The organism is Micromonospora sp. NPDC092111, from assembly GCF_044755745.1.
Lineage (GTDB): Bacteria > Actinomycetota > Actinomycetes > Mycobacteriales > Micromonosporaceae > Micromonospora.
Genome location: NZ_JBIVRQ010000017.1, coordinates 92729 through 118396, shown reverse-complemented (window position 1 = coordinate 118396; position 25668 = coordinate 92729). Strand labels below are relative to the sequence as shown.

The 25668-nt window shown below is 69.6% G+C and carries 14 protein-coding genes and 1 tRNA gene; 6 read left to right on the top strand and 9 right to left on the bottom strand.

Going from position 1 to position 25668, the window contains the following annotated elements; genetic code table 11:
* Positions 1-605: 605 nt before the first annotated feature.
* The 4 genes from ACIQG9_RS25735 to ACIQG9_RS25720 form a co-directional block, all read right to left on the bottom strand.
* Positions 606-6734 (bottom strand): RHS repeat-associated core domain-containing protein, encoded by a 6129-nt coding sequence (locus ACIQG9_RS25735; protein ID WP_400407144.1) that lies wholly within the window; start codon positions 6732-6734, stop codon positions 606-608.
* 1041 nt (positions 6735-7775) lie between these two features.
* Positions 7776-12002, bottom strand: a complete 4227-nt coding sequence (locus ACIQG9_RS25730; RefSeq protein WP_400407141.1) for a LamG-like jellyroll fold domain-containing protein — start codon at positions 12000-12002, stop codon at positions 7776-7778.
* A gap of 868 nt (positions 12003-12870) precedes the next feature.
* Positions 12871-13347 carry a hypothetical protein gene (locus ACIQG9_RS25725; RefSeq protein ID WP_400407139.1) on the bottom strand — a complete coding sequence of 159 codons (477 nt, stop codon included), beginning with the start codon at positions 13345-13347 and terminating at the stop codon, positions 12871-12873.
* A 116-nt stretch (positions 13348-13463) separates the two neighbouring features.
* Positions 13464-13547: transfer RNA gene (locus tag ACIQG9_RS25720), tRNA-Leu, on the bottom strand.
* A 222-nt stretch (positions 13548-13769) separates the two neighbouring features.
* Between ACIQG9_RS25720 and ACIQG9_RS25715 the strand changes: the two genes are divergently transcribed.
* The gene (locus ACIQG9_RS25715) at positions 13770-16667 is read left to right on the top strand and encodes a tetratricopeptide repeat protein (protein WP_400407136.1); all 2898 of its coding nucleotides are present in this window, start codon (positions 13770-13772) and stop codon (positions 16665-16667) included.
* Positions 16668-16847: 180 nt separating this feature from the next.
* Positions 16848-17846, top strand: a complete 999-nt coding sequence (locus ACIQG9_RS25710) for an AAA family ATPase (RefSeq protein WP_400407134.1) — start codon at positions 16848-16850, stop codon at positions 17844-17846.
* Between the two features lie 69 nt (positions 17847-17915).
* Here the strand turns inward: ACIQG9_RS25710 and ACIQG9_RS25705 are convergent, their stop codons facing one another.
* Positions 17916-18482, bottom strand: coding sequence for a sugar O-acetyltransferase (locus ACIQG9_RS25705; protein ID WP_400407132.1), 567 nt, complete (start codon positions 18480-18482; stop codon positions 17916-17918).
* Between the two features lie 81 nt (positions 18483-18563).
* Positions 18564-19079, bottom strand: a complete 516-nt coding sequence (locus ACIQG9_RS25700; protein ID WP_400407129.1) for an alanine racemase — start codon at positions 19077-19079, stop codon at positions 18564-18566.
* A 257-nt stretch (positions 19080-19336) separates the two neighbouring features.
* Here ACIQG9_RS25700 and ACIQG9_RS25695 point away from each other — a divergent pair, with 257 nt between their 5' ends.
* Positions 19337-20161 (top strand): sensor histidine kinase, encoded by an 825-nt coding sequence (locus ACIQG9_RS25695; protein WP_400407127.1) that lies wholly within the window; start codon positions 19337-19339, stop codon positions 20159-20161.
* A 33-nt stretch (positions 20162-20194) separates the two neighbouring features.
* Here the strand turns inward: ACIQG9_RS25695 and ACIQG9_RS25690 are convergent, their stop codons facing one another.
* Positions 20195-20914, bottom strand: a complete 720-nt coding sequence (locus tag ACIQG9_RS25690) for a winged helix-turn-helix transcriptional regulator (RefSeq protein WP_400407124.1) — start codon at positions 20912-20914, stop codon at positions 20195-20197.
* A gap of 418 nt (positions 20915-21332) precedes the next feature.
* On the opposite strand from ACIQG9_RS25690, the gene ACIQG9_RS25685 reads away from it, so the two are divergent.
* Both ACIQG9_RS25685 and ACIQG9_RS25680 read left to right on the top strand, forming a co-directional pair.
* Positions 21333-21908: a dihydrofolate reductase family protein gene (locus tag ACIQG9_RS25685; RefSeq protein ID WP_400407121.1), complete on the top strand. Its 576-nt coding sequence runs from the start codon at positions 21333-21335 to the stop codon at positions 21906-21908.
* Positions 21909-22156: 248 nt separating this feature from the next.
* Positions 22157-22399 (top strand): hypothetical protein, encoded by a 243-nt coding sequence (locus ACIQG9_RS25680; protein ID WP_400407119.1) that lies wholly within the window; start codon positions 22157-22159, stop codon positions 22397-22399.
* Positions 22400-22714: 315 nt separating this feature from the next.
* Here ACIQG9_RS25680 and ACIQG9_RS25675 read toward each other — a convergent pair whose 3' ends face one another.
* Together ACIQG9_RS25675 and ACIQG9_RS25670 are read right to left on the bottom strand one after the other, a co-directional pair.
* Entirely contained in the window at positions 22715-23548 is an 834-nt protein-coding gene (locus ACIQG9_RS25675) for an SDR family oxidoreductase (RefSeq protein WP_400407116.1), read from the bottom strand.
* 1 nt (position 23549) lies between these two features.
* Positions 23550-24545, bottom strand: a complete 996-nt coding sequence (locus ACIQG9_RS25670; protein WP_400407115.1) for an LLM class F420-dependent oxidoreductase — start codon at positions 24543-24545, stop codon at positions 23550-23552.
* 253 nt (positions 24546-24798) lie between these two features.
* On the opposite strand from ACIQG9_RS25670, the gene ACIQG9_RS25665 reads away from it, so the two are divergent.
* Positions 24799-25650: a DUF1028 domain-containing protein gene (locus ACIQG9_RS25665; protein ID WP_400407112.1), complete on the top strand. Its 852-nt coding sequence runs from the start codon at positions 24799-24801 to the stop codon at positions 25648-25650.
* The last annotated feature ends 18 nt before the right edge of the window (positions 25651-25668 follow it).

Below are 25668 nucleotides of genomic sequence, written 5' to 3'. Positions count from 1 at the left end.
GAAGCGTAGAGAACTCCGATGATCAATGGACCCGTGCCTGCTTGCTACCTCGGGGTCGTCCGCCCAGACGCCCTACCTATTGCCGGTCGCTCTTACTCTCAGACGGCAACCGTGACGGCAACCCGCGCTGACGACCACCGACCCGCACATACAGTAGTCACGGTCGGTGACCAGACCCGCTCAAGCTCCGTGCAGAACAGTGCGCCAGACGCGACCAAGCGACTGATCCGCACAACATCATTCCGTCCGTGCTGACAGAATCGCCTTACGCTCTCTCTCGTATACAGTCACCGCCCACTCCCGTCGTTCTAGATACGCCTCCCAAAAATCGCGCTCCCTCCAGGCCTTAGGGCCGATTGTCAGCAGCCCGGACTCATCGAGCGAACACATCCAGTTTGGGGGAATTATTGGCGATGTGACTTCAAATAGGCGTACATCGAATAGCGCTGGAGGCTCACCGTTGACGACCTCGATTCGGAAGTAGGAGGGCCGATCGGCAAGCGATGAGATCTCAAGCACCGCGTACTCGCGTTCTACCGACAGAGCGTCGACACCCTGGTGGGACACGCCCTCTGGCCGCCGGCCCGCATATTTCACTCGCACCGCTACCTCGCGTTCATCACAACTTTGTAGTCGTAGTCGTAGGCCACATTTCCAGTTCTCGAATTGTAGTAGTAATGGACTTGGAAATCCCCGTAGGGACTCTGATGCGTCCTCGTCGTGTATTTGCCCCAGTCCGCAATATCGCTGCCATCGCGGGTGAGGTGAGCCGGGAGCTGCTGGTTGCCCAAGTCGCTGCTACGGATGATGAGTCGTGACTCACCAATAGCTTGGCTCGTAAGGCCGCCGCCCGGCGTGAACATGGAGTTCGCCGATTCCAAACGGAGCTGATCTGCCAACTTCTGCCCGCCCGCTGACCCGGAAATAGAGCAACCGTTGGTGTTGTGGACCAAGACCGGGGTGTTGCCGGCGAGCACATAGTACGTGTGAATGCCGTTGACGGTCAGGTTGTAGGCCGCGTCCGCCCGGGTCGCGCCGGGCACGAGTCCGTTTACTACCACACTGCCACTTGCCGGTGTGGCAAGTAGATCGCCTGGATCCAGTTCGTCGGCCCGCTCCCACTTCTGGTCGGTGACGTTCCAGAAGGGGTGGTCCTCGGTGGTGCTGAGAACGTTCCCGTTGACGAGAAGTGCCGAAAGCTTGTCCTCGTGGATCCACAGATTCGTAACGGGCCGGCTGCCCTTTTCACCGGTTTTTGGGTCGACTGCCGTAACATGGTCGCCGACCTTGATGTCCTTAATGGGAATGGCACTGCCGTCTGCCATCAGGACTTGGGTATCGGCACTGAAGCTACATGCAGAACCCGCCATCCGGGCGGCGGCTCCTTCTTCGGTGGCCCCGAAGGCGTAGGCCGCGCCTCCTGCAGTCAGCCCGTAGCCGGTTACTGCGCCGATGCCTGGTGCGCCGAGGAGGGATCCGCCGGCAGCGAATTCACCGATGCCGGCGGCGGCTGGTCCGAGGCATTCCGGGCCGGCGAGCGCGCAGGCGAGGACCGCGGTGATGACCAGAACCTGTACGAGTGCCTTCAGGCCGCCCGGCGGAGCGGGTGCGATCTTCTCGTAGAATCCGTCGCAGGTCGACTCGGACAGGTTCAGGATGTGGTAGCACAGGTAGCTCGCGTAGGAGGGATCCTGAGCGGCCCATTGGAAGGCTTCTTGATAGGTGAACAGCCCTGTTCCTTGATAGCGGCCGCTCGCGAATACGTAGTCCGGTATGCCACCTGGCACTCGCTTGCCGAGCCGGTCGTTGATCGTCGGCTGGACGACGTTCTTGGGCGGACCGGCGCCGGGCGGCGGGCACTTCTTCAGCGGCCAACAGGGGTTGTCGGCATGATGCTGGTTGGCTGGCTCGTTGCCGGGCTGGTAGCCGCCGCAGTCGAGGTCTCGGCGGGCGCACTCCGAGTCGATCAGGCCGCTAGGGTCGCTTGAGGTGACCGGTGAGTTGTGGGCGTAGGCGTAGCCGTTCCACTGCTGCGGGTCGCCGAGGTTCTGGAGCGGGTCGACCGAGATGAAGCGACCCAGACCGGGGTCGTAGTCGCGTGCTCCCAGGTGGGTCAGGCCGTTGGGATCCTTGTCCCCGCCGACGAACCCTCGCTGGTTGACCCACGCCGGATCGGTGCCGCGAGGGCTGCCGAAGGGCGTTTGTCGCCGGGTGGTCACCGCCTGGGTGGCGGCGTTGACGCTGGTGTGTTGGGTGCCCTGGCGGTCGGTGAAGAGCCAGGTCACGCCGCTGGAGTTTCGGGAGGCGATGAGCTTGCCACCGAAACTGTAGTAGCGGGTGCCGCTGGTGAGACCGCCGGTGTCCTGCCGGATCTCCTGCCCCGGCAGGAAGAGGGTGGTGCCGGTGGAGTCCCTACGGAGCAGCCGTGCCCCGTCGGCGTCGTAGATGTTGCTGCCGGCGGCGGCCCCGTTGCCGGAGACGCTGATCAGGTGGCCTTCGGCGTCCCAGGTGAGGTTCTGTGAGGCCGCGTCTGGTGGGCAGGTGTTGGCTGCCGCGCCGTTCGGTCGACAGATCGTGTTGCCTGCCGAGTCATAGCTGTAGTTCGTGGTGACCTGGGATCCGCTGGGAGCGGTGGTCTTGACCTTGGTCACTGCGTGTGGCCGTGGCACGTCCTGGCCGGGGGTGGGGTAGGTGTAATCCCGGACGGTGTCGCCGGCCGCGGTGTGACTGGTTTCCTTCTTGCGACTGCCGAGGTCGTCGTAGGTCCAGTCCAGCCAGTACGGAGCGGGACCGCCGAGGTTGGGCACCGTCGGGTCGGTCTCGCAGGCGACCCCGGCCTTCGGGGTCCATGCTCGGGCCAGCCGGCCCAGCGGGTCCGGGGTGAAGCACTGGGTGTCCGCTGCGCCGACCTGAGGGTTGTCGGTCATCGAAGTGACGTTGCCGGACTTGTCGTAGAAGTATGTGAGGTTGGAGACCGTGCCGGTCGCCGTCTCCGGTTTGATCTCGGTTCGTTCGAGCCGGCGGGTTGCCTCGTCGTACCAGGCGGTGTCCTCGACGAACCCGCCGCCGGCCATTTTGCGGGTGGTGATGGTCGGTTCACCGAACTCGGTGTACTGCTGCGCGGCGACGTAGTTGGTGACGCCGGTAGCTGAGGACTGGAGCTTGGTGGGCAGCCCGGTGGTCGCGTCGTAGACGGTGGTGACGGTCTCGCCGAGCAGGCCGCCGCCGGTCGGGTAGGTGACGGTGGTGGGGCTGCCGTCGTAGGGCGAGTAGTCGTATCCCATGGTCCAGGTTTTCGCCAGCCCGGTGCCCTCGGCGGGCGGGATGACGTAGTTGACGCTCATCGGCTGGTAGCGCTCGTTGAACGTGCCCACCTGCCACTTGTAGATGCTGGTGGTGGCGCCGACCGTGTCGTACCGGTATGCCTCGGTCAGCTGTCCCTTCGCCCGCAGCGTCGAGGTGGTGTAGAGCTTGTCGTACTTCCACATCGCGCGTAGCTGGCCGGTGGACGAGTCGTCTCGCAGCTCGGTCTTGCGGCCCAGGCCGTCGTAGCTGTGCCAGAGCACCTCGCCGCGACCGTCGGTCGTTTTCTGGACCTCGTTGGCGTCGTTGTACTCGCTTGTGTTGGTGCCCTTGTCCGGATCCGTGCTCTGCCACTGGCGACCCTTTGGGTCGTACTTGTAGGTCCACCGGTCGTCTGCAGTGTCGGTGATCTGGGTTAGTTGGCCTTTGCCGTTGTACGCGTACTTGGTGGCCAAATAGGCACCGGCCACTCCCTGGGTCGTGGTGTGCTCGCGCAACTCCACTACCCGGCCCTGGGCGTCGTCGAGGGTGGTGGTGGGCGTGGAGCCGGTAGGCGGGGTGACTTTCGTGAGGTTCCCCTCGTACGCCGTGGTGGTGCGCCATTTCTCGACCAGGTTGGTGACCCCGTCACCGGACAGGAAGATCTGCGCGGTCGTCCGGCTGGCGTTGTCGTACACCGTCTTGGTCATCGCGGGCACCGACCACTCCGGCTCCCACCAGAGCTGTCCGGACGCGGTACCAGGCTCGACATGTGGCTGATAGGACGTTGCCGCCCGGCCCAGCTTGTCGTAGAGCGTGTCGGCGACGACAGTGGCGCCTCCGACATTCGAGGGAGTTTGACTCTGTCGCGGTCGGAACAGGGCGTCGTAGATCTGGTACGTGACCTTGTAGCCGCCAGCGGCGTTCATGTTCTTCGACTTGGTGTACGGGTAGGCGTTCCGGTTGGCCGCGAACGAGTAGGTGTACTCCGCCGACGGGCTGGTCTCGTGCCCGGTTCTGGCCCAGCCCGGCCCCCAGACTCGGTGCACACGGCCGAGTGCGTCGTAGGAGGCCTCGGAGACCACGCCGTTAAGGTCCGTGGTCTTGGTCGGCGTACCCCAGTAAGGGCTAGTGTCGACGGAGCTGGTCCAGTTGTAGGGCGTACCCCGTTTCGTGGTGACCTTGGTGACCGGACCGCCGCTGGTGGGGGTGAACTCGGTGGTGGCGACGTTGCCCTTGAGGTCGGTCGTCGATACCTGCCGGCCGAAGGCGTCAAAGCTGGCCTGACCGACCGTCTGCCAGACCGTGCCACCGGCGGATGACCAGTCCTTGAGCGCCTCCAACTTGGTCACCGCGCCGTAGGTGGGTGCCGTGTCCGGGCTGGTGGCGCCGTCGTAGTAGTTGCGACTGTCGGAGATGACGTGGTCGGTGCTGGTCGGCACCGTGCCGCAGAGCAGGGCGGTGGTGGTGGTCTGCTTGACCGTGCCCACCATGTTGAGGCCGGTGTTGCGGTTGTAGGTGTATGTGGTGCAGGTCTCGTCGCCGGTCTTGTCTAGGTCGCCGCTGTCCTGGGTCTTGTCGAGGGTGCCGTAGGTGCCGTTGAACCACGACTCGGTGTGGGTGGTGCGCCAGCCGCCCGCCCCGTCCACGCCCAGCGCGGTCGCGTGGTAACTGACCCGGGTGTTGGTGTACCGGGCGGTCACCGTGTCGCCGTTGATGGTGCGGCTCGCGGTCGCCGCCGACATCCAGGGCACGTTGACCGTCTTGGACACCGGCTTCGACTCAGTGCCGTCGTAGGTGATCTGCTCGCGGACCATGCCGGCGAACTGGTGTTCGTCGTTGACCGTCTCGGTGCCCAGGGAGGCGGGCACGGTCACGGTGCGGGTACCACCCGAGACGGTGAGCCGGTCGCCGTGCATGCCGCGCAGGTAGCGTGTCTCGGTCAGGGTCTGCGCGCCGGGCACGTCGCCGCTACGCATCTTGACGGTCGCGTAGCCACGGAACTGGTTCCACGTCTTGTACTTGGGTTCACTCAGTCCGTCGTCGTCCGCGTAGTGCCAGGCCGGAGCGCCGACGTACTCGTAGTAGGTGTACTTCGGGGGTGCCTGGTGACCGTCGGTGAGTTGCACATCGGCCTCGGCGAGCTCGGTCACCACGTACTTGTGCCACCAGTGGGGGACGACTCTCTTGCCGGCCGGGTCGTCGGGGTCGATGACCAGGACCGGGTAGCAGCGCTTGGTGTTCGTCGCCGCGTCCGCCAGATTGGTGGAGATGTTGGCCGAGGTGCATTCGGGCAGGCTGTACGCCACGTCGACCTTCGCGCCGGTCTCGGTGATGATGTAGTCGAGCCGCTGCCAGTTGTTCGTCGAGGTGTTGTCGGTCAGCACCCGGTTGGGCATCGAGACGGGCGTGAACGTCACCGGCGGCATGTTCACCGTGCCGCCGACCAGACCGACGTGGTCGATCTTGTCGAGCCACAGGCCGGGGTGATCGCTGCCGTCGCCGATCGGCGGGAAGGAGTGGGTGAAGGTCCAGGAGTCGATGTCCTGCCAGTCCGGCGTCGTCTTCGTGGTGTCCCACACCCGGGTGGTCACCTTGGCCAGCCGCTTGGTGGTCCAGAATGTCGGCGCGTACTTGCGGGTGCAGGGGCTGGCGGTGCATTCCTGGTCCCAGGGGGTGTCGGGCCAGTTTGTCGCGTTGTGTGTGCCGCATGAGGTGGTGAAGCAGCGATCCTTGACGTCGAACAGCACCTGGCCGATCGCCTTCACCGACCGATCGGCGCCGCGGTCCCAGGTGCCGTAGTCGATCCGGGCCAGCGTCCCGCCCCGGGTGTAGGAGACCACGTCGGTGTCGCTGATGTTGCGGCCGTACTTGTTGGTCTCCTTGGCGTACCAGTAGGAGGTGGTGTTACCTCGCGGGTCCACCACATAGTCGAGGTTCCACCGCCACGCCTGGTCGCAGAAGGACGAGGTGTACGACGACACGTTGCACGGCTCATTGAGGTGGTTTCCGGCCACCGGCACGGTCCACGTCGACTCTGTCACTGCGGTCTGACCGGGCAGGCTGTGCCGGCCGAAGAAGTACTGGGTGCCGTCGGTCGTGGTGACCTTCCAGTACTCACCGTTGTTGTCACCGTTGCCGGCGCCGGTGACTTTTTCGATCTTCGCGCCGTCCTCGCTGCGCGCGTGCCAGCCCTTGCCCGTTTCGTAGACCAGTTCGGAGCCGTGACCGCCCAGGTTCATCACGGCGTTGTCCGAGCGCCAGCACAGGTCGCCGTTCTTTACGGTGTTGTTCGGGGCAACCCCGTTCTTGTCGTCGTCCATGTCCTCGGCGCAGGGCACGTACCGCCGTTCGACATACCCCGGCCAGTAGTCGAAACCCTCACCCAACCAGGACGGCTGGGTGTTCGACGTCTCCGAGCGGCCATCCACGCTGGCAGAGGAGTAGGACACCGACACACCTGGCGCGGGACCGGCCACCGGCGGCGTTCGCATCCCATACGACCAGGTGAATCCGCCGGTAGCACCACCGACTCCCCAAGTCGAGGAGGCCGCGAGCGGGCTGACCGTGAAGGTGCCGTCGGGCCCGGAGGGACCGGCGGCCAGCGCGACGAGAGTGCCGCGCTGCACTGCCGATGCCTGGTCTGCGGCCACGTGACCGCCTCTGGTCGACCGACCAGTCAAGCCCAGGGGCGCCACCGGAACCTCGGCGGTGACCACACCGAAGGCGGTGTCGTTGCGCGACCGCAGCGGCGTCGCCTTACAGCCGGACGGTGTCGGGGTACGCAGCGCACACTCCGGTACCTCCCACAACCGCAGCCGGGAGGCCCAGTCGCCGCCGTAGGCGAACCGGAAGGACCGATAGTTCACCGACAGGCTCGCTTTTCCAGAGGTCCGAGCGCTTGTCGGGGTGCCGACCCGCATCAGCAGGCCGTCCTGCCAGGCCGTGGGCGTGGTGGTCCGGTCCAGGACCTGCACCGTCAGTTCGGAGACCCGAGCACCGGCCGTACCGGTAGCCCGGGTGACCGACACCGGAAGGGTGCCGGCCCGGGCGACGGTGTCCCCCCTCAGGGAGACATGCGCGGTGCCGGCCGCAGGCCATACCGGAGCGGGAGCGGCCTCCCGCTGCTGACGGGTGTAGGGCCAGGCCTTGGCGTTGAGGCGTCCGCCGTCCTTGTCGAGTTTCACCATCTGCGACGACAGATGCGTGACTGTGGCCTCCGCCCGGGCCGGTGTCACCGGCAGCAAGCCGCACACCAGCACGCCGACGAGTATCCCGCTGCCGAGTTTGCGCTGGCGCGTCCCGGAAGGATCTCGTCGTACAGGGAACAGGTCACGCAGGCGTGCGTCCGTCAACTCGAACACCAAACCCCTCCAAATACCCCGGTCGGGCAGGGATGGACACGCTTAACCAAGACTGTCGATCAGCTGACCGGAGCCAGCCCTGCGGTCGGCACCCAGAGCCGCCGCATTCCCACCTCGTTGTGCGGTGCGCTACGCGGGGTCCACGGCCTGGGATTCGTGGAGCTGCTTGACGTCGACGTCAGTCATCGCGCCTTGATACAAGCCGATGTCGTCAACGCCGCCATGCCAGTAGTCGGTCTGTTTGTCGTTCCAAAGGGTCCGCCCCACCTGAACCGGCCCGCTCGATGGCATCGGTGGCTGCGCGATGCTCAGAGTCCCCGACGGTTCGCCGTTGACATAAATCCGTAGTTGCATACGGGAGGCGTCGTAGACGGCTACCAGATGGGTCCAGACGTCTGCCTCAGCGAGATGGGTTGAGCTGATGCCTGGCTGCGGCGCGGGGTTCGTATCGCTCTGGGCCACCGTGAAGACCCAACGCGTGGCGGCCGGGTAGTACTTCAGCCAGAACCCCGACTGATGCGTCCCCGCCTGGGAGACGATGGTCTGGTCGCGAAGGGCGTCGTCGAGGTAAGCCCAGGTCGACACGGTGAACGACTGGTCGGTCCGCAGCACCGGCGTGTCTTGCCAGATCGAGAACTGGTTGCCGTTGGCATCCGGGGCTGTCGAACCGGTGTTCCGGGCCGACCGGCCCCATTCCAGGGTGGTCTGCCACGGCGGTGGGTTCTCCTCCGGAAAGAAGAACCCGTCCAGATAGAGACCATTGCCCCGGTGGCCCGAATCGATCGATGCGCCCCGCTGCAACGCGAGCGAACGGCCGAACTGTGTTCCGTCGGCGGCATCGCAGCTGTCGATAAGGTTCTGGAGGTAGCAGGGACGGGCCACCGTGAAGTCCCACCGCCCCACCTCGGTCGGCGCGAGGATGCCTGGCTCGTCCACTCCGCCGGAGTCCGGCTCCGACGCCAACTGGCCGGTGAAGTCGTCGTTCACGAGCACCCGGTTGAAGACCTGCATATCGGCGATGTTGCCGTTCCACCAATTGCCGGCTGCGCCGCCTGAGTAGCCACGGCCCACGGTGAAACGGCCTGCTGCCTGCCATGGCGTCACTGCCCGGTCCTCATCGTCGACCAACGCCCCGTTGACGTACAGGCGCAGCTTGCCAGCGAGCTTGTCGTATACGCCCGCGAGGTGAACCCAACGATCGACGTCGGCGGAGGTGATCGGGGTGGCGGCGATGGCGCGTCTGGTGGTGCTGGATTGAGCCGAGCTGTCCTTCATCAGGAACGACCAGTACGGCTTGAGCGGGGAGCCCTCCTGGCGGACGCCGAATTCGAACCCGGCGGCGTCCGTGCCCTCCTGCGTGGCCACCTTCGTCTCGGTGGTCGGCACGGCCGCCAATCGGACCCATGCAGCCACGCTGAACGAGTCGGCGGTGCTGATCACCGGGCCGGTCGTGGACGCTGCTGACGAGGCACCGTTGAAAGCGGCCGACTGGCCACTCATCAGGTGCACGTCGGCCGGCCAGTTGAGGTTGGCGGCGCTCAGCGGGGTGTTGTTCGTCAGCGGACCGCTGCCATCGGTGTCGCCGAACAACTCCTGGCTGTCGGCCAGCGCCTCGACCTGAGTGCGGCCGGGGTAGGACTCCAGACCCCAGCGGGCCACCGCCGAGGCCCGGCGGGGAACGGTGATCTCGACCGTGCCGGTGTTGCCGAGGTTCCCGGTGGCATCGATGGCACGAGTCCACAGGATGTTCTTGCCGTACTTGTAGGTGTTCAGCGTGACGGTCGCCGTCTTGGTCGTGGTGCCAGTAGCCGTCAGTTCTCCGTAGTTCGGCGCTGCCGGGATCGTGGCCACGATGTCCTTCTTGCCGTCACCGGAGAAGTCACCCGGCACGAAAATCGCTCCTCCGCTCGGGATCGTGCCCTTCGTGATGCCGGTGGCGTCCAACCACCCGCCGGTGCCGTTACCCCGGGTCAGCCGAACCTCACCGGTAGCGTTGATCCGGGACAGCACATCGGTCTTGCCATCACCGGAGAAGTCGCCCAGGCCGAACAGTGCGGCACCGTTCCAACCGGTGCCGATGGTCTCCGAGACCCCCGTGACCCAGCCGCCGGTGCCGTTACCACGGACCATCACAAGACTGCCGTCCGACTTGCGGTACAGCACATCGGGCTTACCGTCGCCGCTGAAGTCACCCGGCGAGAAGATCCAGGTTGCGGCGGACCAGGCACTTCCGATCTGAACTGAGCTGCTCTCCACACCACCGGTGGCAGTACCGCGCCGCATGAACAGGTTCTGGGTGGCCCGGTCCCGGTAGATGAGGTCCGGCTTGCCGTCGCCGTTGAAGTCGCCAGGTGAGAAGAGGTACTGGGCGGCGGACCAGTTACCCGCGTCAAGCAGTTCCGGTTCAGCCAGGAAACCGCCCATGCCGTTCCCACGTGCCAGGTACAGGCTTGCGTCGCCGGACCGGCGGTAGATGACATCTGGTTTACCGTCGCCGGACAGGTCACCGGGGCTCAGCACCGTCCCGTCGGTGTCCCACAGCCCGGGGGGCGTGGTGGAACTCGAACTGAAGCTGCCGGCACCGTCGCCAGCGTACGACCGCAGCGTGTGCGGGGTGCCGGGCGGGCCGGTCCAGCTGTACCGGAACTTGGTCACGTCCGTGGTCGTGGACGACAGGGTGAAGGTGATCGCCTGTCCCGGGCCCGGGACCGTGCCATAGGTGACGGTGGGCGCGGGCGGCACGCTAGTGTCGATCGAGAACTGACACCAGGCGGACCAGCCACTCCACCGCGAGTAGGGCGCCGGGTCCACCGCAGTGACCCGGAACGCGTAGTTGCGGTTGCCGACTGCGGCGACCGCAGCAGTGGTGGCCCGCCCGTTCGCGCTCGCAGGTGCCGTCGGTGGCCCTGTCTTGCGTGATGGGTAGGTGGCGGTAACGGTGCTCATACCCCCTGACGGGACTTCGATCCACTCGTACGAGCCGGTCAGCGTCTGGCCGGAGTCGGCATCCGGGTAGACCGCGGAGAAGGTCGGATTCACCGTGCCGATCGTCACCGCGCCGCTGGTCGGGCACGACACCCCAGCTACCTGAAGTCCGCTCGGCTTGCCCGGGATGGAGTCGTAGTCCACCACCAGCTTGGCGTTCGCCGGGTAGAACTTCTTCCATCGGTCCTGTGCGGTTTCGTACTGTCCATCGCCGTTGCAGGCGCAGAAACCAACGGTCATTGTGGGCCACCCGCCGGTCGCTGCCGCCTGAGTCTGGCTGGTGACCGTCGCGCCGTTGAAGTTCATGTACATGTCGGCCTGCGGTGAGTCCGAACAGCCGGCGCCCTTGTTGGCATGCCCGGCCACGCTGTCCAACCACGTCTTCAGTTTCATCGCCGAGAACGATGCCTTCATGGTCGCGTTGATCACCGGCGTCAAGTACATGTGCGCCGAGGTGTCCGTGCACGACCACGAGTGGAAGAGCTTCATCTGCACGTACGCCGACTCGATGTGCCTGCCCTTCAGCGAGACCGAGCCGCTGATCGTCGGAAACTCGAAGTACGACCGGAACCGCGAGCCGACGCAGGGCCCATCCGGGCTGTATCCCACCCGGGCGTAGGTGTAGTCGGTGTTGGTGCAGCCGTCACTCGTCGCGTAGGCCCACTTCGATCGGCTCACCGACCAGGCCGGGTCGATGTAGACAGGGAAGACCGTGCCCGGCGAGTCGAGCAGGGCCGTGTCCGGCACCAGCCGAAGCCCGCCATCCTCGGCAACCTGAGTCGCCACCTTCGCGGTCCGAGCGCTGTCGCCGGCTGCCTTCGCATCTGACACCTGCCTGGCCTGACTCTGCGACACCGGAAGTGACGCGGCCGACGAGTCCCACATCACTGCCGGCTCTGCTTCGGCCACCAGCGTCGTTCCCGCCACGGCCCGCAACGAACCGTCCTCGACTCGGCTCAACTCGACGTCACCGCCAACCTGCAACGTGAGGTCCCGCAACGCCGAGTCCGCAGCCGCGTCCGCCGAACGCACCACCAGCACGTGGGTGAAACCGGTATGCGTGGCGCGAAGAACCAGGTCCACCTCCGGCAGGACATCCCGGTAGGTGGCAGAGTCACCGCTCACCGCCGGGTGGGGCAAAGACCCCGACCAGGACAGCTGGAACTCCTGACCGGACCGCGTCAAAGTCACCATAGGCACGTCACCACCGCCGGAGAACGCGACATCGGCCACGGACGCTGTCGGGCGCAACAGTCCGTCTTCGCCCTGCTGAAGGGTTAGATCGACGTCTGCCCACGCGCCGTCAGCACGCCGAGTACGTTGCGGCACAACCGCAGATTCGAACTGGAGGTGCCCATCCGGCTGCGCCACGACCTGCGTGTACGGAGTCCGCGAGGCATCAACCACGACCGCCTGACCACAGACAGCAGCGGCACTCAATGCCTTCGCTTCGGTCGCAACGGCACTCCCACAGTCGGGAGCAGCAGCCACAGCCGGCGTCGGCCCACCGCTGGCCCACAAGGCCACCGTGCCAGCGACAACGACCGCGATCGCCAAGGCGGTGCCGAACCGCGCGCCTGGTCGACCCTTGCGCCTGCACATGGCGTTCATAGATGTGTCGGAGGACCGAACGAGAACGCGCGCAGGACGCATCAAAGCAGCTACCCCCGTGAATCGTTGATCAGGCAAGCGGCACAGTAACCACATGGGAGCACCCTGGTGACCCCACCGCTCCACACCATGATCGAATCGAGGTCGGCATCACGAGCCGCAGCAGAACACCATTGCAACGCAACGAACTGCAACAATCACTCACAGTTGCCGACTTCCAGATGGCATACAGAGCCGTCCGCACCTCAAACTCGAGCAGCAATGGTTATGGATCCGTGATCCACGGACGGCAACCCACGAGTCCCCTCCGCCGCACTCCGCCCACCACGCGCATTGCGACGCGCCACCACATGCGTCCTGACGTACTCCGCCAACCACTCGATCTCCGACGGACTCGGCTCATCCAACCGCCGCGACCCCCAGTGCTCCACCACCCGCTTCCAATACGACCCATACGCCCGCCGCGTACCCGCAGTCACCGCCGCCGACACCACCGGCACATACTCCGCGAACGTCGGCGCCACCGGCCGCACCGACGCCGCCTCCACCAGATCAGCCGGCGAGATCCCCATCCGCGCCAACAACAACCGGGCCGCGTCCAACTCCGCCCGCCCCACCGCACCACCGGTCACGGCCGACCACCACCCAGGACAGCAGCGTGAACCGGAACAACCATCGCGTCCACGGCCGCCGGAGGATGCACCACCAACAACCGGTCAACAGGGCTCGCCGCCAGCAGCACCCGGTCACCCGCCGTCAACCCACACCACTGCCGCACCGCCGCCGGCAGACGGAGATGACCCTGACCGGTCACCGTGAACACACCCTGCCGATCCGCACGGACCACCACCAGACCGGCACCCTCATGGATGTGCAGCCGGGTGCCCGGCACCCAACCGAGCGCCCGAACGACCCCACTGTCGGCGATCCGACCACTGGCATCGAGCGCCGCCACCCCATAGACCAGGGTGCCGACACGAGGGGTCGGAAGATCCGCAAGCGGCAACGGCCGACGACGAAGACCTCCGTCAGACCGACCACCCGGCTTACCCGGGCCCGCCAGCACGACCGGCGGGACGACGGGAGCGACCACAACGTCAGCCACGCCGACCACCCCCGCCCGAAGCGGGACCGGCCGACGTCGACTCGAAGATAAGATTGGTGTGGTCAAGCGTGCTTGACCACCAATACGTCGTAGACAGCAGGGATGCTGTAAAAGTGTGTCCGAGGGGGGACTTGAACCCCCACGCCCTATACGGGCACTAGCACCTCAAGCTAGCGCGTCTGCCATTCCGCCACCCGGACCTACTCGTTCAGCCTACCCTGTCGGCGCCGGTGACTCTCATCCCGGTCAGCCGCCCTGGTGGGCCGCACGGGGCATTACTGTACACGGCCCGGATGGATCATGCACATCGCCGCCCGGGCGGCCCGCAATTACCAGATCGCCGCAGGTCAGTGGGCTTGGCCGGGTGGAGTCAGCGGCACGTGGGTAGCGTCAGGGCACGGTCAACCGGCAGCATTGCTTCCGTGTCCGCGCCTTCACCCCTCGCCGCAGTCCAGCACCGGGCCCTCGCCCTGCGCGCCGCCGGTGATTTCTCGGCGGCCCGACGGCTGCTCGCCGACACGATCGCCTCGGCCCGCCCGGCGTACGGTGAGGACCACCCGGAGATCATGGGCACCGCGCATCTGCTCGCCCGGTTGCACCGGGAGGCCGACGACCCGGCCGCCGCCCGCCGGGTGCTGGAGGAGGCGTACGCCGCAGGCGAGCGCCGGTGGAACCCAGCCGACCCGCTGATGCTGGCCCTCGCCTTCGACCTCGCCGGAGTCGCCGAGGAGTTGGGCAACCGGCACGAGGCTCGCCGCAACTACACCCGGGTCGCCACTGCCGGGCCGGCGGTGCTCGGTGAGCACCACCCCGCCGTACGCGCCGCCCGCCAGTACCTCGCCGGCTCGGCGGGGCAGCCGGGGCCAGCACCCACCGCGCCGCTGCCCGGTCAGGCGGGGTCGGCACCGCAGCAGACCTTCGCACCACCGGTTGCCCCACCGCCCCATCCGGGGTACGCCCCACCGACGCCGACCCGTCCGGGGTACCCGGCGCAGCCGTCCGCACCCCGCACCGGGCCAGCCGAGGCGCCCTGGGCGTCTCCGCCGACGCCATCCCGGCCGGCGTCCACCGTTCCCGCGCCACCGGTGCCGCCGTCGGGGCACCCGTCCCCGACGCCCCCGGTGCCGCGTCAGGGGCCCACCGCGCCGCGTACCGCGCTGCCGGCCGAGCCGCGGGTGCCGCTGCCCCGGCAGATGTACGGGAACCCCACCACTCACGGGTCGGGTACCCCGCGGCCCTATCCCGGCCAGGCTCCGCCCGCGCAGCAGCCCATACCCCCCACGGCCCAGGCACCGTTGCCGCCCCGGCAGGTGTCGACCCCGCCCGGGCCGCCCCGACAGGTGCCCACTCCTCCGGCCCCGCCGGTGTCGGCCCCGCCCCGGCAGCACTCGGCACCACCGGGTCCGCCGTCGGCCCCACCTGTGTCGACCCCGCCGGCCGCCACGGGCGCGCCGTTGCCGCCGTACCGCCAGTCGCCGCCCGCCCCACCACACCCGGGGCAGCCCGGTTACGGCCAGCCGGCCACGCACCCCGGGTGGTCCAGCCCCGAGGCCGAACCGGGCGGCCCACCGCCTCCCGCCGCCGACCACCACGAGGCCACCCCTGGCGGCGTACCGACTCCCGCCGCCGCCCACAGCGGTGCCGCCCCGGGCGACCCGGCTCGTGCCGCCGATCCCGAGCGGGTCAAGGGCTGGGACCGACCGACGGTCCAGGTCCGGCAGATCGGGCCGCTGCTCGGCGAGGAGACCGCACGCACCACCGCGCCGGGCCAGCCGCCGGTCGGCGTGCCACCCACCGGTACGGCGTCGGCCGCCGGTACGGTCCCGCCGGCCGACGCCGCGGACGGGCCGCCCGTGCCGGTGACGCCGAGGCAGCCGTCGGCGGACATCCCGGCGTACCCGGTCAGCGCGCCACCCGTGCTGACCCGGCCCAACCCGCGCCCGGCACCCGGCGCCCCGCCCGCCGCGCCGACACCGCCGACTCCGCCGGTCAGCCCATCCGCCCCGACCCCCCTGGTGCACCGACCTCCGACAGCGCCCTATCCCGTCAGCGGGCCGCCGGCGGTAACGCCGCTGCCTCCGGTGAGTGGGCCGCCGGCGGGGAATCCGCCGTACCTGGGTGGCGCACCCTCGGCAGCGATGCCTTCGGATCCGGTCAGCGGACCGCCGGCGGCTACGCACCTGGATCCGACCAGCGGACCACCGGCGAACGACCTGACCGGGCGGGGTCGGCCTGCCCCGGGACGGCCACCGGCGGACACCCCTTCGTATCCGGTGAGCGGGCTGTCGGCGTCGGCGCAGTCCGGCCCGGCCGACTCGCCGGCAGCCGACGTGCCGCAGCCGCTTGTCAGCGCGCCGCCAGCGGGCGGAGCACCGGTCAGCGCACCGCCAGTAAGCGGAGCGCCAGCGAGCGCACCGCCAGCGAGCGGACCGCCGCAGCCGGCCGGCGCGGCACCGGCACCGGCACCGCATCAGCCGTCGGCCGGCGTGTCGGTACCGCTCGACACTGGCCGTTGGGGCGCGAGCGCTCCGGGTCGGCACGACACGACGCCGGCGACCACTCCGGACCCCGGCGTCCGCCGTAGCGCGGCGACCGATGCCCCGGGGTGGCCCGACAGCACACCCACCGCCGTCGACGGCGGGCCGCCGGGCAGCACCGGCACCGGTGGTGGGCACGACACCACGGCCGGCCCCGACCCGGCTGGCCGGGGCGACGCCCGGCCCGGTGACCCGGCGGCGCGGCCCGAGTGGGACGGGGACACGCTGGTCACCGCGCTGGCAGCACCCGCCACGACCGAACGCCGTGCCGCCCCCGTCGACGTGCCGCCCCCGCCGGTGGAGGGGACGGGGTACCCGGAGTTGACGCCGTCGTACCCGGTGGACACCGGGTCGCGGGGGCGGGGCCGGACGATGGCCGTGGTGGCGGCGGGGGTGGTGCTGGTGGCGGCGGCGGGCGCGGTCGGCGTGGTGACGCTGGGCCGGGACGCGGCCGGGCCGGGACCGTCGTCGGGTGCCGCCGCTCCGGCGGCGACCGGTGCGCCACCGGCGGACGTGAAGCTGCGCGACGACGCCGCCACCATCACGATAAGCTGGTCCGACCCGAGTAACGGAACGGTGTCGTTCATGGTCGCGGGTGGACGCACCGGTCACGCCCTCGGGGTGATGGCCACCGTCGACCCGGGACAGACCAGCTACACGGTCAACGGGCTGAACGCCGAGGTGGACTACTGCTTCACGGTCCTGGCGGTCTACTCCACGGACGCCTTCGCCACCTCCGGCCAGGTATGCACCGACCGGGTGCGCCCGTCGCCGAGCGGCTGACCGGGGCTTACCAGCCGGCACGCTGTGTGTCCAATGCGGAACACTTCGGGTTCCCTCGTCCCGGGACGGCCCATATGATGTCCCCGGCTCAGGGGAGAGGGCGCCGACCGGTGGTGGAGACGTCGCCGTACTGCCCGTCTGCTGACCCGCGCCACCGCAGCCGAGGAGCACCCCTGCGCCGTGAACAGCAGCCACGAACCGCTCACCCAGCCGGAGGTCCAGGGCTTCGCCGCGCTGGCCGCCCGGCTGGCGGAGAACGTCAACGCGGTCGTGCTGGGCAAGCCCCAGGTGGTGCGGCTGGCGTTGACCGCGCTCTTCGCCCAGGGTCACGTGCTGCTGGAGGATGTGCCGGGGGTCGGCAAGACCACCCTGGCCCGGGCGGTCGCCGCCACCGTACGGGGCCAGTGGCGACGGATCCAGTTCACCCCGGACCTGCTCCCGTCGGACGTGTCCGGGGTGACCATCTTCAACCAGGCCACCCACTCCTTCGAGTTCCACCCCGGTCCGGTGTTCGCCAACATCGTCATCGCCGACGAGATCAACCGGGCCTCCCCGAAGACCCAGTCGGCGTTGCTGGAGGTGATGGAGGAGCGGACGGTCACGGTGGACGGGGTCCGGCACCCGGTGCCGCAACCGTTCCTGGTGGTGGCCACCCAGAACCCGGTGGAGATGGACGGCACCTACCGGCTGCCCGAGGCGCAGCTCGACCGCTTCCTGGTGAAGCTGTCGGTGGGTTACCCCGACGAGGCGGTCGAGGTGGAGGTGTTGCGCGGGGCGGCGGTGCGCTCCCCCGACTCGCTCAACCCGGTCACCGACACGGCCACCGTCGGGGAGATGGTCCGGATGGCCCGCCGGGTGCACATCGCCGAGCCGCTCTACGGGTACGCGGTCCGGCTGGCCACCGCCACCCGCACCCATCCGCAGGTACGGGTCGGGGTGAGCCCTCGGGGGGTGATCGCGCTGACCCGGGCGGCGTGCGCGTACGCGCTGATCGACGGGCGGGGCTGGATCATGCCGGAGGACCTGAAGGCGCTCGCCGAGCCGGTCTTCGCGCACCGGCTGCTGCTCACCTCCGACGCGCGGATGCGCGGGGTGACCGCCGTCGAGGTGCTGCGGCAGGCGGTGGCGTCGGTGCCGGTGCCACTGCCGTCGGGGCACCCGGCCCCGACCCACGGCTGACCGGGCCAGGCTGGGGGATCACCACCCGGGTGCCCGGAACTGTCGATGTACGTGGGTGAGCCGCAGGTCTCAGGTGTTTGCAGCGGACGTCGGCTTGAGACGCTTTCGCTCGACAACGCTTGTTGCCGTCACCACACTCAGTGGCGGCACGTCCTTCGCGACTACGGTGCCCGCGCCGACGACCGAGCCGCGACCGATTGTCACTCCAGGGGTGATCGTGGCTGCGGCGCCGATCCACACATCATCCTCGATGACGATGGGCGCGTGCGTGATGAAGTCGTACCGCTCGTCGACCTCGACCGGGTGTCCGGCCGTGCTCAGCGTCACTCGGGGGCCGATCAGGACGCGGTCACCGATGGTGATGCCTCCGTAGTCGAGGAAGAAGCATCCCTGATTGATGAATACGCGCTCTCCGAACGATGCTCCGAGCCCGTAGTCGCAATAGAACGGGGGCAGGATGGACAGAGAGTCAGGGATCGGTTTACCAAAGATCTCGGTCAGCACCGCCCTGCGCGCGTCGAGGTCGTCAAACGGCAGCACGTTGAGGCGCGAGGTCAGGCTCATGACGAGCTGTACGCGTTCCGCGAAGGCCCGTGACTCATACGTCCGTGTTCGTAGGCGTTGCTCGTTGCGCACGAGGCGATGCTGGCACAGCGCGTCGGCGACCCGGCGGCGACCCACCGGCAGGGAACGAGTCACTCCCTGATAGCGGGGTCTTCATCGAACGTCCGGATCTGCCGCTGCCGGGCAGACCCAGCAGATCCTTTCCGGTGCCGGCCGGCAGGTAGTCGCAGCGCAGGGCGTCGACGAGGGGGGCGGTGCTCGGGCTCGCGGCGTACCGGGAACGCCCATGCCTCGCGGTCGGTGACCACCTAGATCGGTGGCCGCGGTGACGATCGCGCGCAGGTGGGTCAGGGTCGACACCGCGATGTCGACGTCCGCGGCGATCAGGCGGGTGTAGTCCTCGTCCGGCCGGTGCAGCCAGCTCAGGACGGGCGCGTCGATGCCCGCCGATCGTAGCGCCACCGCCTCCGTCGCCGAGGTCACGCCCAGCCAGGCGGCGCCGGCGCCCAACGCGGCCCGCGCCACCGGCAGCACGCCGTGCCCGAACCCGTCGGCCTTCACCACCGCCATCAACCCCGTACGTGCGATCGCCGCGACCGTCCGGATGTTCTCCGCGATCGCCGCAAGATCGATCACGGCCTCGGCCAGATGGACCTTCTCGTTGATCACAACGGTCCCCACGCCCGACCACGCTTACCCGGCGTCACCCGGGCGCCCCGGGCTCGACGGGCGGTTCAACCGGCGGCTCGGCGGCCCCTTGCCCGCCGACCGCGGCGGCCCGGCGCACCGCGAGCGTCTCCCGGATCCGCCGCCGGGCCGCCCGCCGCTGTTGCTCGTCGCGGCATCCTGGGGGTGCTGGTTCGAAGATCATGTCCGGCTCCTGACTGATACGACAGGCACAGTAGGCAGGCGGCTGTGAAGAACCGTTGAAGAAGACGTGGGCCAGCGGTGCGGATATCCGCTCGCCGCCTCCGGAGCCGCCCACACGGTCGTTCAACCGGATGGCCGACTCCCTGCAGCGCGGGGAGGAGCGGCAACGCCGGCTGGTCGCCGACGTCGCCCATGAACTGCGCACCCCGCTGGCCAACCTGCGCGGCTATCTCGAGGCGCTCTCCGACGGCGTGATCACGCCGGACCAGGACCTGTTCGCGTCACTCCACGACGAGGCGATGCTGCAACAGCGCATCGTTGACGACCTGCAGGACCTGGCCCTGGCTGAGGCCGGCAAACTGGCGTACCACCGGGTCACGGTGGATCTGGCCGAACTCCTGGAGACCTGCGGCACCGCCCACCACGCCAGGGCGGAGTCGGCCGGGGTGTCGTTGCGCGTGGCGGCCGGGCCGGTTGCGGTGTACGCCGATCCCGACCGGCTCCGCCAGGTGGTGGGCAATCTCGTCACCAACGCAGTACGGGCGACCGCGGCGGGTGGCAGCGTCCGACTGGTCGCGAGCCGCACCGAGACGCAGGCGGTCGTCCGGGTCGTCGACAGCGGTTCGGGAATCCCAGCGGACGCGCTGCCACATGTGTTCGACCGGTTCTGGCGGGCCGACGCCGCACGGAGCCGCCGTACCGGGGGCAGTGGCCTCGGCCTCGCCATCGCCCGGCAGATCGTCACCGATCACCAGGGCACCATCACGGTCGCGAGTGAGGTCGGCGTCGGAACGACATTCACCATCACGCTCCCCCGCGTCGACCCAGGTCGAGTCGCCCAGGGGGATTTCACCCCCGGGCTCCCACAGAATCGTGCGTGACAGTCTCCCGTTACACGGCTCTTGTCGTCCTGATCACCAGGAGCGCGGTGTGCGTGCCCAGCGGGCCTCGCCGGGCGGGACGACAGTGGCGGGTGGGGGTGCGGGTGTGAACGGGGCCAGGAGAAGGTCGGTGAGGCGCCGCTTGGCGTCCGTGTCACCGTTCAGGAGCAGCGCGCCCGAGTCCAGTGCCGCTGCCATGGTGATCTGGTGGCCGCAGACGGCCCGGAGGGTGTCGATGTCGGTGGCGAGCGACGCGTCGGGTTCCGGCGCTTTGCCGCGACGGATCTGCACCGAGTTGTCGGCGACCTCGGCGAGATACGTGTCGGCGTCGATGTGGAACTCATAGACGCCGCGAAGGTCGGTGGCGCGCGCCGGATCGAAGGCTGCCTTGATGCTGAGCAGCAGGGAGTCGACGCCGAGGGCACCCTGGGGTAGCTGCGGGGACTGGCTTCCCCAGCGGCCGAACTGCAGGAGGACGGGCTCCAGGACGCGGCCCCATTCGGTGAGCTCGTAGAGGTGGACCCGCGTCGGCGGCCCCAGGTCCCGCCGCTGCACGACGCCGTGCTCAGTCAGTTGGCGGAGCCGCTGGCTCAGCACGTTCGGGCTCACTCCGGGTAGGCCGCCGAGAAGGTCGTTGAAGCGCCTGGGGCCGAGCAGGAGATCGCGTACCACCAGTAGCGCCCAGCGTTCACCGATGATGTCCAGCCCACGGGCGACACCGCACGGATCCCCGTAGCTACGCACGCCGCTCATGGTCTCCAGACTACCTAACTCCTAACTCAGGAGTGGCACTTGTTTTGTAGGAGTTAACCCTCTACCTTGCTCGCATGAGCCTGCCCGACATCGAAGCGGCGAGCCCGCCGCAAGGCGATCCGGACGTGGCGATCTGCGTCGACACCGCGGCAGGCTTCCCGAGGTGCTCATGCTGCGCGGGCGGGTCACCCTGACGGAGGTCGGTGCCGTCCTGCCTGAGCACGCCGCTCGCGGATGGTCCGGATCGGCCTGCGCCCGACGTGGGTCGGGGCGGTCGACTTCCAGGAGCGGTCTCCGGGCCGGACCCCTGGACCCGTCCGGGCCGTGTCCAGGGGCGGTCAAGAACCAACAGCCGTGGATCTACCTGGTGGACCGACCCGGGGCGCCGAAGATCAACGCACCATGACGGAGGACGAAGATGCGCAAGATTGTCGTGTCGATGTGGATCACCCTCGACGGATTCGTCGCTGGCCCGGACGACGAGATGGACTGGCTGCTCGTCGACGACCAGCTTCAGAGATACGAGCGGAAGCTGGTGGAGGACGCCGGCAGCCTGATGCTGGGCCGGATCACGCACGCCGACTTCGCCGGCTACTGGCCGCTGGCCGCCCGAAACCCCGACGAACCAGACGCCGTCCGAGGTTATGCCCAACGACTCGACGCCCTGGAAAAGATCGTCGTATCTGCCTCGGGGAACACCGCAGCCTGGCAGAACACCCGGACACTGCACCACGTCGACCCCGACGAGATCGCCGCACTCAAGCGCGGGTCCGGCGGGGACATCGTGGTCTACGGCAGTCTCACCCTGATCCGATCCCTTGTTGACCTAAAGCTCATCGACGAGATCCACCTTCTGGTGCACCCCCTGTTCCTGCGCCAAGGCAAGGCGCTGTTCGACGGTGGTCAACCACCCGCACGACTGGAACTGGTGTCCGCCGAACCCTTCGCCTCCGGGGTCGTCCTCATGACGTACCAGGCGTTCGCCGGCGGGTGACGAGGCGTGGGCGCAGGGCCTCGTTCCCTGGTGCGCCACGGTTACGGCAGTCGGCGGGAATCCACTGCGCCGTGCGAGCATTGCCAGTCCGGCCACAGGCTGGCCCGGTGCCGCCCGCCGCGTCTCCCCAGCGGCCCCGGGACCTGTGACATAACGAAGACCTGCCGCGGACGGTGTCCGGACATGGCACGGCGACCATGGCCCATGTGTTCCCTGAATGGCGATGCTCCCGGGTCGAACGCCTCCCGATGTCGGCCCCGCCGCGCCGGCCGCACTCCGTGCGCCCCGGCCCGCTGGTCAAGGCGGCGCTCTGCTCCCTCGTCGCCCTCGTGCTGACCTGCGCGGCGTTCCTGTGGACGCCCGCCGGTCAGTGGCTCGACGGGCTGCTCCTGCCCCGCGCCGAGCGGGGCGGCGGGTACGAGCACAGGAGAACGCGCTCCGCTACACCGGTGCCTGTACGCCAGGGCACGGCACCTCGGGGTCGCCACTGATCGCGCCGGACGGACGGACCGTGGTCGGGCTGCACAGCACGAGTAACGACCAGGGGGGGAAAGCTGCACGGAGAACAACCCGTCTGAGGTCGACGCGTCCGGTCAGGTGACGGTGCGCCAGGGCGCCCATTACGGTCAGCAGGTCACGGCCCTGCCTGGCGTCCGGCTCGGTGCTGGACCTGTCCCGCCCGGGATGCGCGCTGCCCGGCCCGGCCGGTCGGTGCGTCCCGACCCGTGGTGCCGGCGTCGCTGACGGCTGCCGCCGTACCGGGTCCGTCGCCCGGGTGTCCGGCGACGATTCCTGGCGTACCGCGCCTACCGCGCCGGGGGCGGTGCGGGCGGCGTCGACCGACCGGCTCCGGCGCGCAGCCGGCGGACGAGCTTACGCAGCCCGGCCTGCCAGCCGTCCGGGTCCTGAGCACGGCGCATCGCGTACCCGGCGACCTCGGGGTGCGGCAGGATGAGGAAGCGCTCCTCGGCCAGCCCGGCGACTGCCGCGTCGGCGACCTGGTCGGGGGTGAGCACCGGGCCGGAGGCGGCGATCACCTGGGCGGCCAGGTGGCCGGTGGCCAGCCCGTCGGCGAGCATCGGGGTGTCCACCCCCTGCGGGCAGAGTGCGCTGACCCGGATGCCCTGGTCGCGGTAGGTGATGGCCAGCCACTCGGCCAGCCCGACCGCCGCGTGCTTGGTGGCGGTGTACGGGGCGTCGCCGACCGCGGTCAGCACCCCGGCGGCCGAGCAGGTGTGCATCAGGTAGCCACCGCCCCGGTCCAGCATCCCGGGCAGCGCCGCCCGGGCGGCGTACACGTGGGCGAGCACGTTGACCCGCCAGGCGCGGTCCCAGTCGGCGTCGGCCGCCTCGATGCCGACGCCGGTGGCCACGCCCGCGTTGGCGCAGAACAGGTCGATCCGGCCGTACCGTCGCTCGGTGTCGGCCACCAGTTCGCGGACCTGACTCTCGTCGGCGGCGTCGACGGCGACGCCCCGGGCGACCGGGCCGATGGCTTCGGCCGCCGCGGTGGTGGCGGTGGCGTCCAGGTCGGCGAGGACGACGGCGGCAGCGCCCTCGGTGGCGAAGCGGCGGCCCAGCGCCGAGCCGATGCCGCCCGCTCCCCCGGTGATCACCACCACCCGGTCGGTCAGGTTCATCTCAGCTCCGTTCCGTCCTGCCCAGGCCGGCGATCAGCTCGCCCAGCGTGGCGGCCCCGCCGGTGGCCAGCTCCGGGGTGGGCAGCAGCGCGAGCACCGGCACGTCCACCCCCGCGTCGGTGTAGCGGCGGGCCTGGTCGCGGCAGTGCGCGGGCGAGCCGTGCAGGATGAGCGCGTCGACCACCTCGTCCGGGACGGCCGCGGCGGCGGCCCGTCGGTCGCCGGCCGCCCACGCCGACCACACCGGGCCGAGTGTCGCCTCCCGTCCCAGCCAGCGGTGGAACTCCGCGTACGCGGGGACGGTGAGGTAGCTGGTGATCAACCGGCGGCCGAGGGTGCGGGCGTAGTCGGCGTCCTCGGTGGGGCAGACGAAGATCCGGGCGACCACGTCGAAGTCGGGGCCGCCGCGCCCGGCCAGCTCGGCGCGGACCCTGGGTACGTCGTCGGCGGCCAGCCAGTTGAGGATCACCCCGTCGGCCTCGGCGGCGGCGAGCCGCAGCATCCCCGGGCGCAGCGCGGCGAGCAGCACCGGCGGCGGGGTGGCCGGCGGTCGTTCCAGGGTGAACCGGCGGACGCTGAAGGTGTCGAACGCCCCGTCGACCGTCTCGCCGCGCAGCGCCGGCCTGAGGAACCGCAGCATGTCCCGGGTACGCCGGAACGGTTCGGTGAACGGCACCCCGTTCCAGTCCCCCACCACGACCGGGGAGGAGGCGCCGATGCCCAGCGCGAACCGGCCCGGGGCGGCCTCGGCCAGCGCCGCCGCGCTCATCGCCAGCAGCCCGGGGCCCCGGGTGAAGGTCGGGGTGATCGCGGTGCCCAGCCGCAGTGCGGGCTGCCAGGCGGCGGCCAGGGCGAGCGGGGTGAACGCGTCGGTGCCGTTCACCTCGGACGACCAGACGTCGGTGAAGCCGGCCCGGTCGAGGGCCGCGTAGACGGCGGCGTGCTCGGCGAGCGGGACCCCACCCAGCGGTACCGTGAAGCCCCATCGGTTCGTCATCCGATCGATGGTGCCCGCTCGCCCGCACCGGAACAAGGGCGGGTTGCCGGACCGGGAGGAGACCAGCCGCCCGGACGGCGGCCTGTCGCGTCACCCACCGGCGGGACGGCCGGGGCTGGCCGCCGCACGGCACGCCCCGCCCCGGCAGGGGCCGCCCCGCCCCGGCACGGGCCGCCGCGGCGCCCCGATGGCGGGCCGGGCGCGCGCCGTGGTGCCACTTCTCCCGCTCGACGGTCGGCGCTAACCTCCACGGGTGACCTTCTCCCTCGTCGCCCGGTCCGCCGACGGCCGGCTGCACGGTGTCGCGGTGGCCAGCAAGTTCCTCGCCGCGGGCGCCCTGGTGCCGGCCGCCGAGGCGGAGGTGGGGGCGGTCGCCACCCAAGCGCACGTCAACCTCGGCTACGGCCCGCAGGGGCTGGCCCTGCTGCGCAGCGGCGTCGCCGCCCCGGACGTGCTGGCCGGGCTGGTCGCGGCCGACCCGGGACGGGACGACCGCCAGCTCGGCGTGGTGGGTGTCAGCGGCGTCGGCGCCACCTGGACCGGCCCGCGTTGCCACGAGTGGGCCGGCGGCCAGGCCGGGGACGGCTGGGCGGCCCAGGGCAACATCCTCGCCGGCCCGCAGGTCATCGACGCGGTCCGCGACGCCTGGTTGGGCGGCACGGCGCTGCCGTTCCCGCAGCGGCTGCTCGCCGCGCTGCACGCGGGCGACCGGGCCGGCGGCGACCGGCGGGGTCGGCAGAGCGCGGGCCTGCTGGTGGTCCAGCGGCGCGGTGGGTACGCCGGCACCGGCGACAACCTCGTCGACCTGCGGGTGGACGACCATCCCGACCCGGTCACCGAGTTGGGCCGGCTGCTCGACATGCACACCCTGCTCTTCGGCAGGCCCGACCCGGCGACCCTGCTGGACCTCGCCGGCCCGCTCGCCGGTGAGGTCGCCGGCCTGCTCGCCGCCGCCGGTCACCCGGTCGACGGTGCCGGCCTGGACGAGGCGCTCGCCTCCTGGGCCGGCGTGGAGAACCTGGAGGAGCGGCTGGTGCCGGGCCGGATCGACCCGGTCGTGCTGGCCCACCTGCGCGGCGTCGTCCCCCCGCTCCCCGCCCCCTGACACCGCCCCGCCAGTCGG

Excerpts from the sequence above, each read along its gene's own strand:
- ACIQG9_RS25670 (WP_400407115.1), bottom strand. The coding sequence starts at position 24,545 with ATGACGAACCGATGGGGCTTCACGGTACCGCTGGGTGGGGTCCCGCTC.
- ACIQG9_RS25685 (WP_400407121.1), top strand. The coding sequence starts at position 21,333 with ATGCGCAAGATTGTCGTGTCGATGTGGATCACCCTCGACGGATTCGTC.
- ACIQG9_RS25680 (WP_400407119.1), top strand. The coding sequence starts at position 22,157 with ATGTCGGCCCCGCCGCGCCGGCCGCACTCCGTGCGCCCCGGCCCGCTG.
- ACIQG9_RS25675 (WP_400407116.1), bottom strand. The coding sequence starts at position 23,548 with ATGAACCTGACCGACCGGGTGGTGGTGATCACCGGGGGAGCGGGCGGC.
- ACIQG9_RS25690 (WP_400407124.1), bottom strand. The coding sequence starts at position 20,914 with ATGAGCGGCGTGCGTAGCTACGGGGATCCGTGCGGTGTCGCCCGTGGG.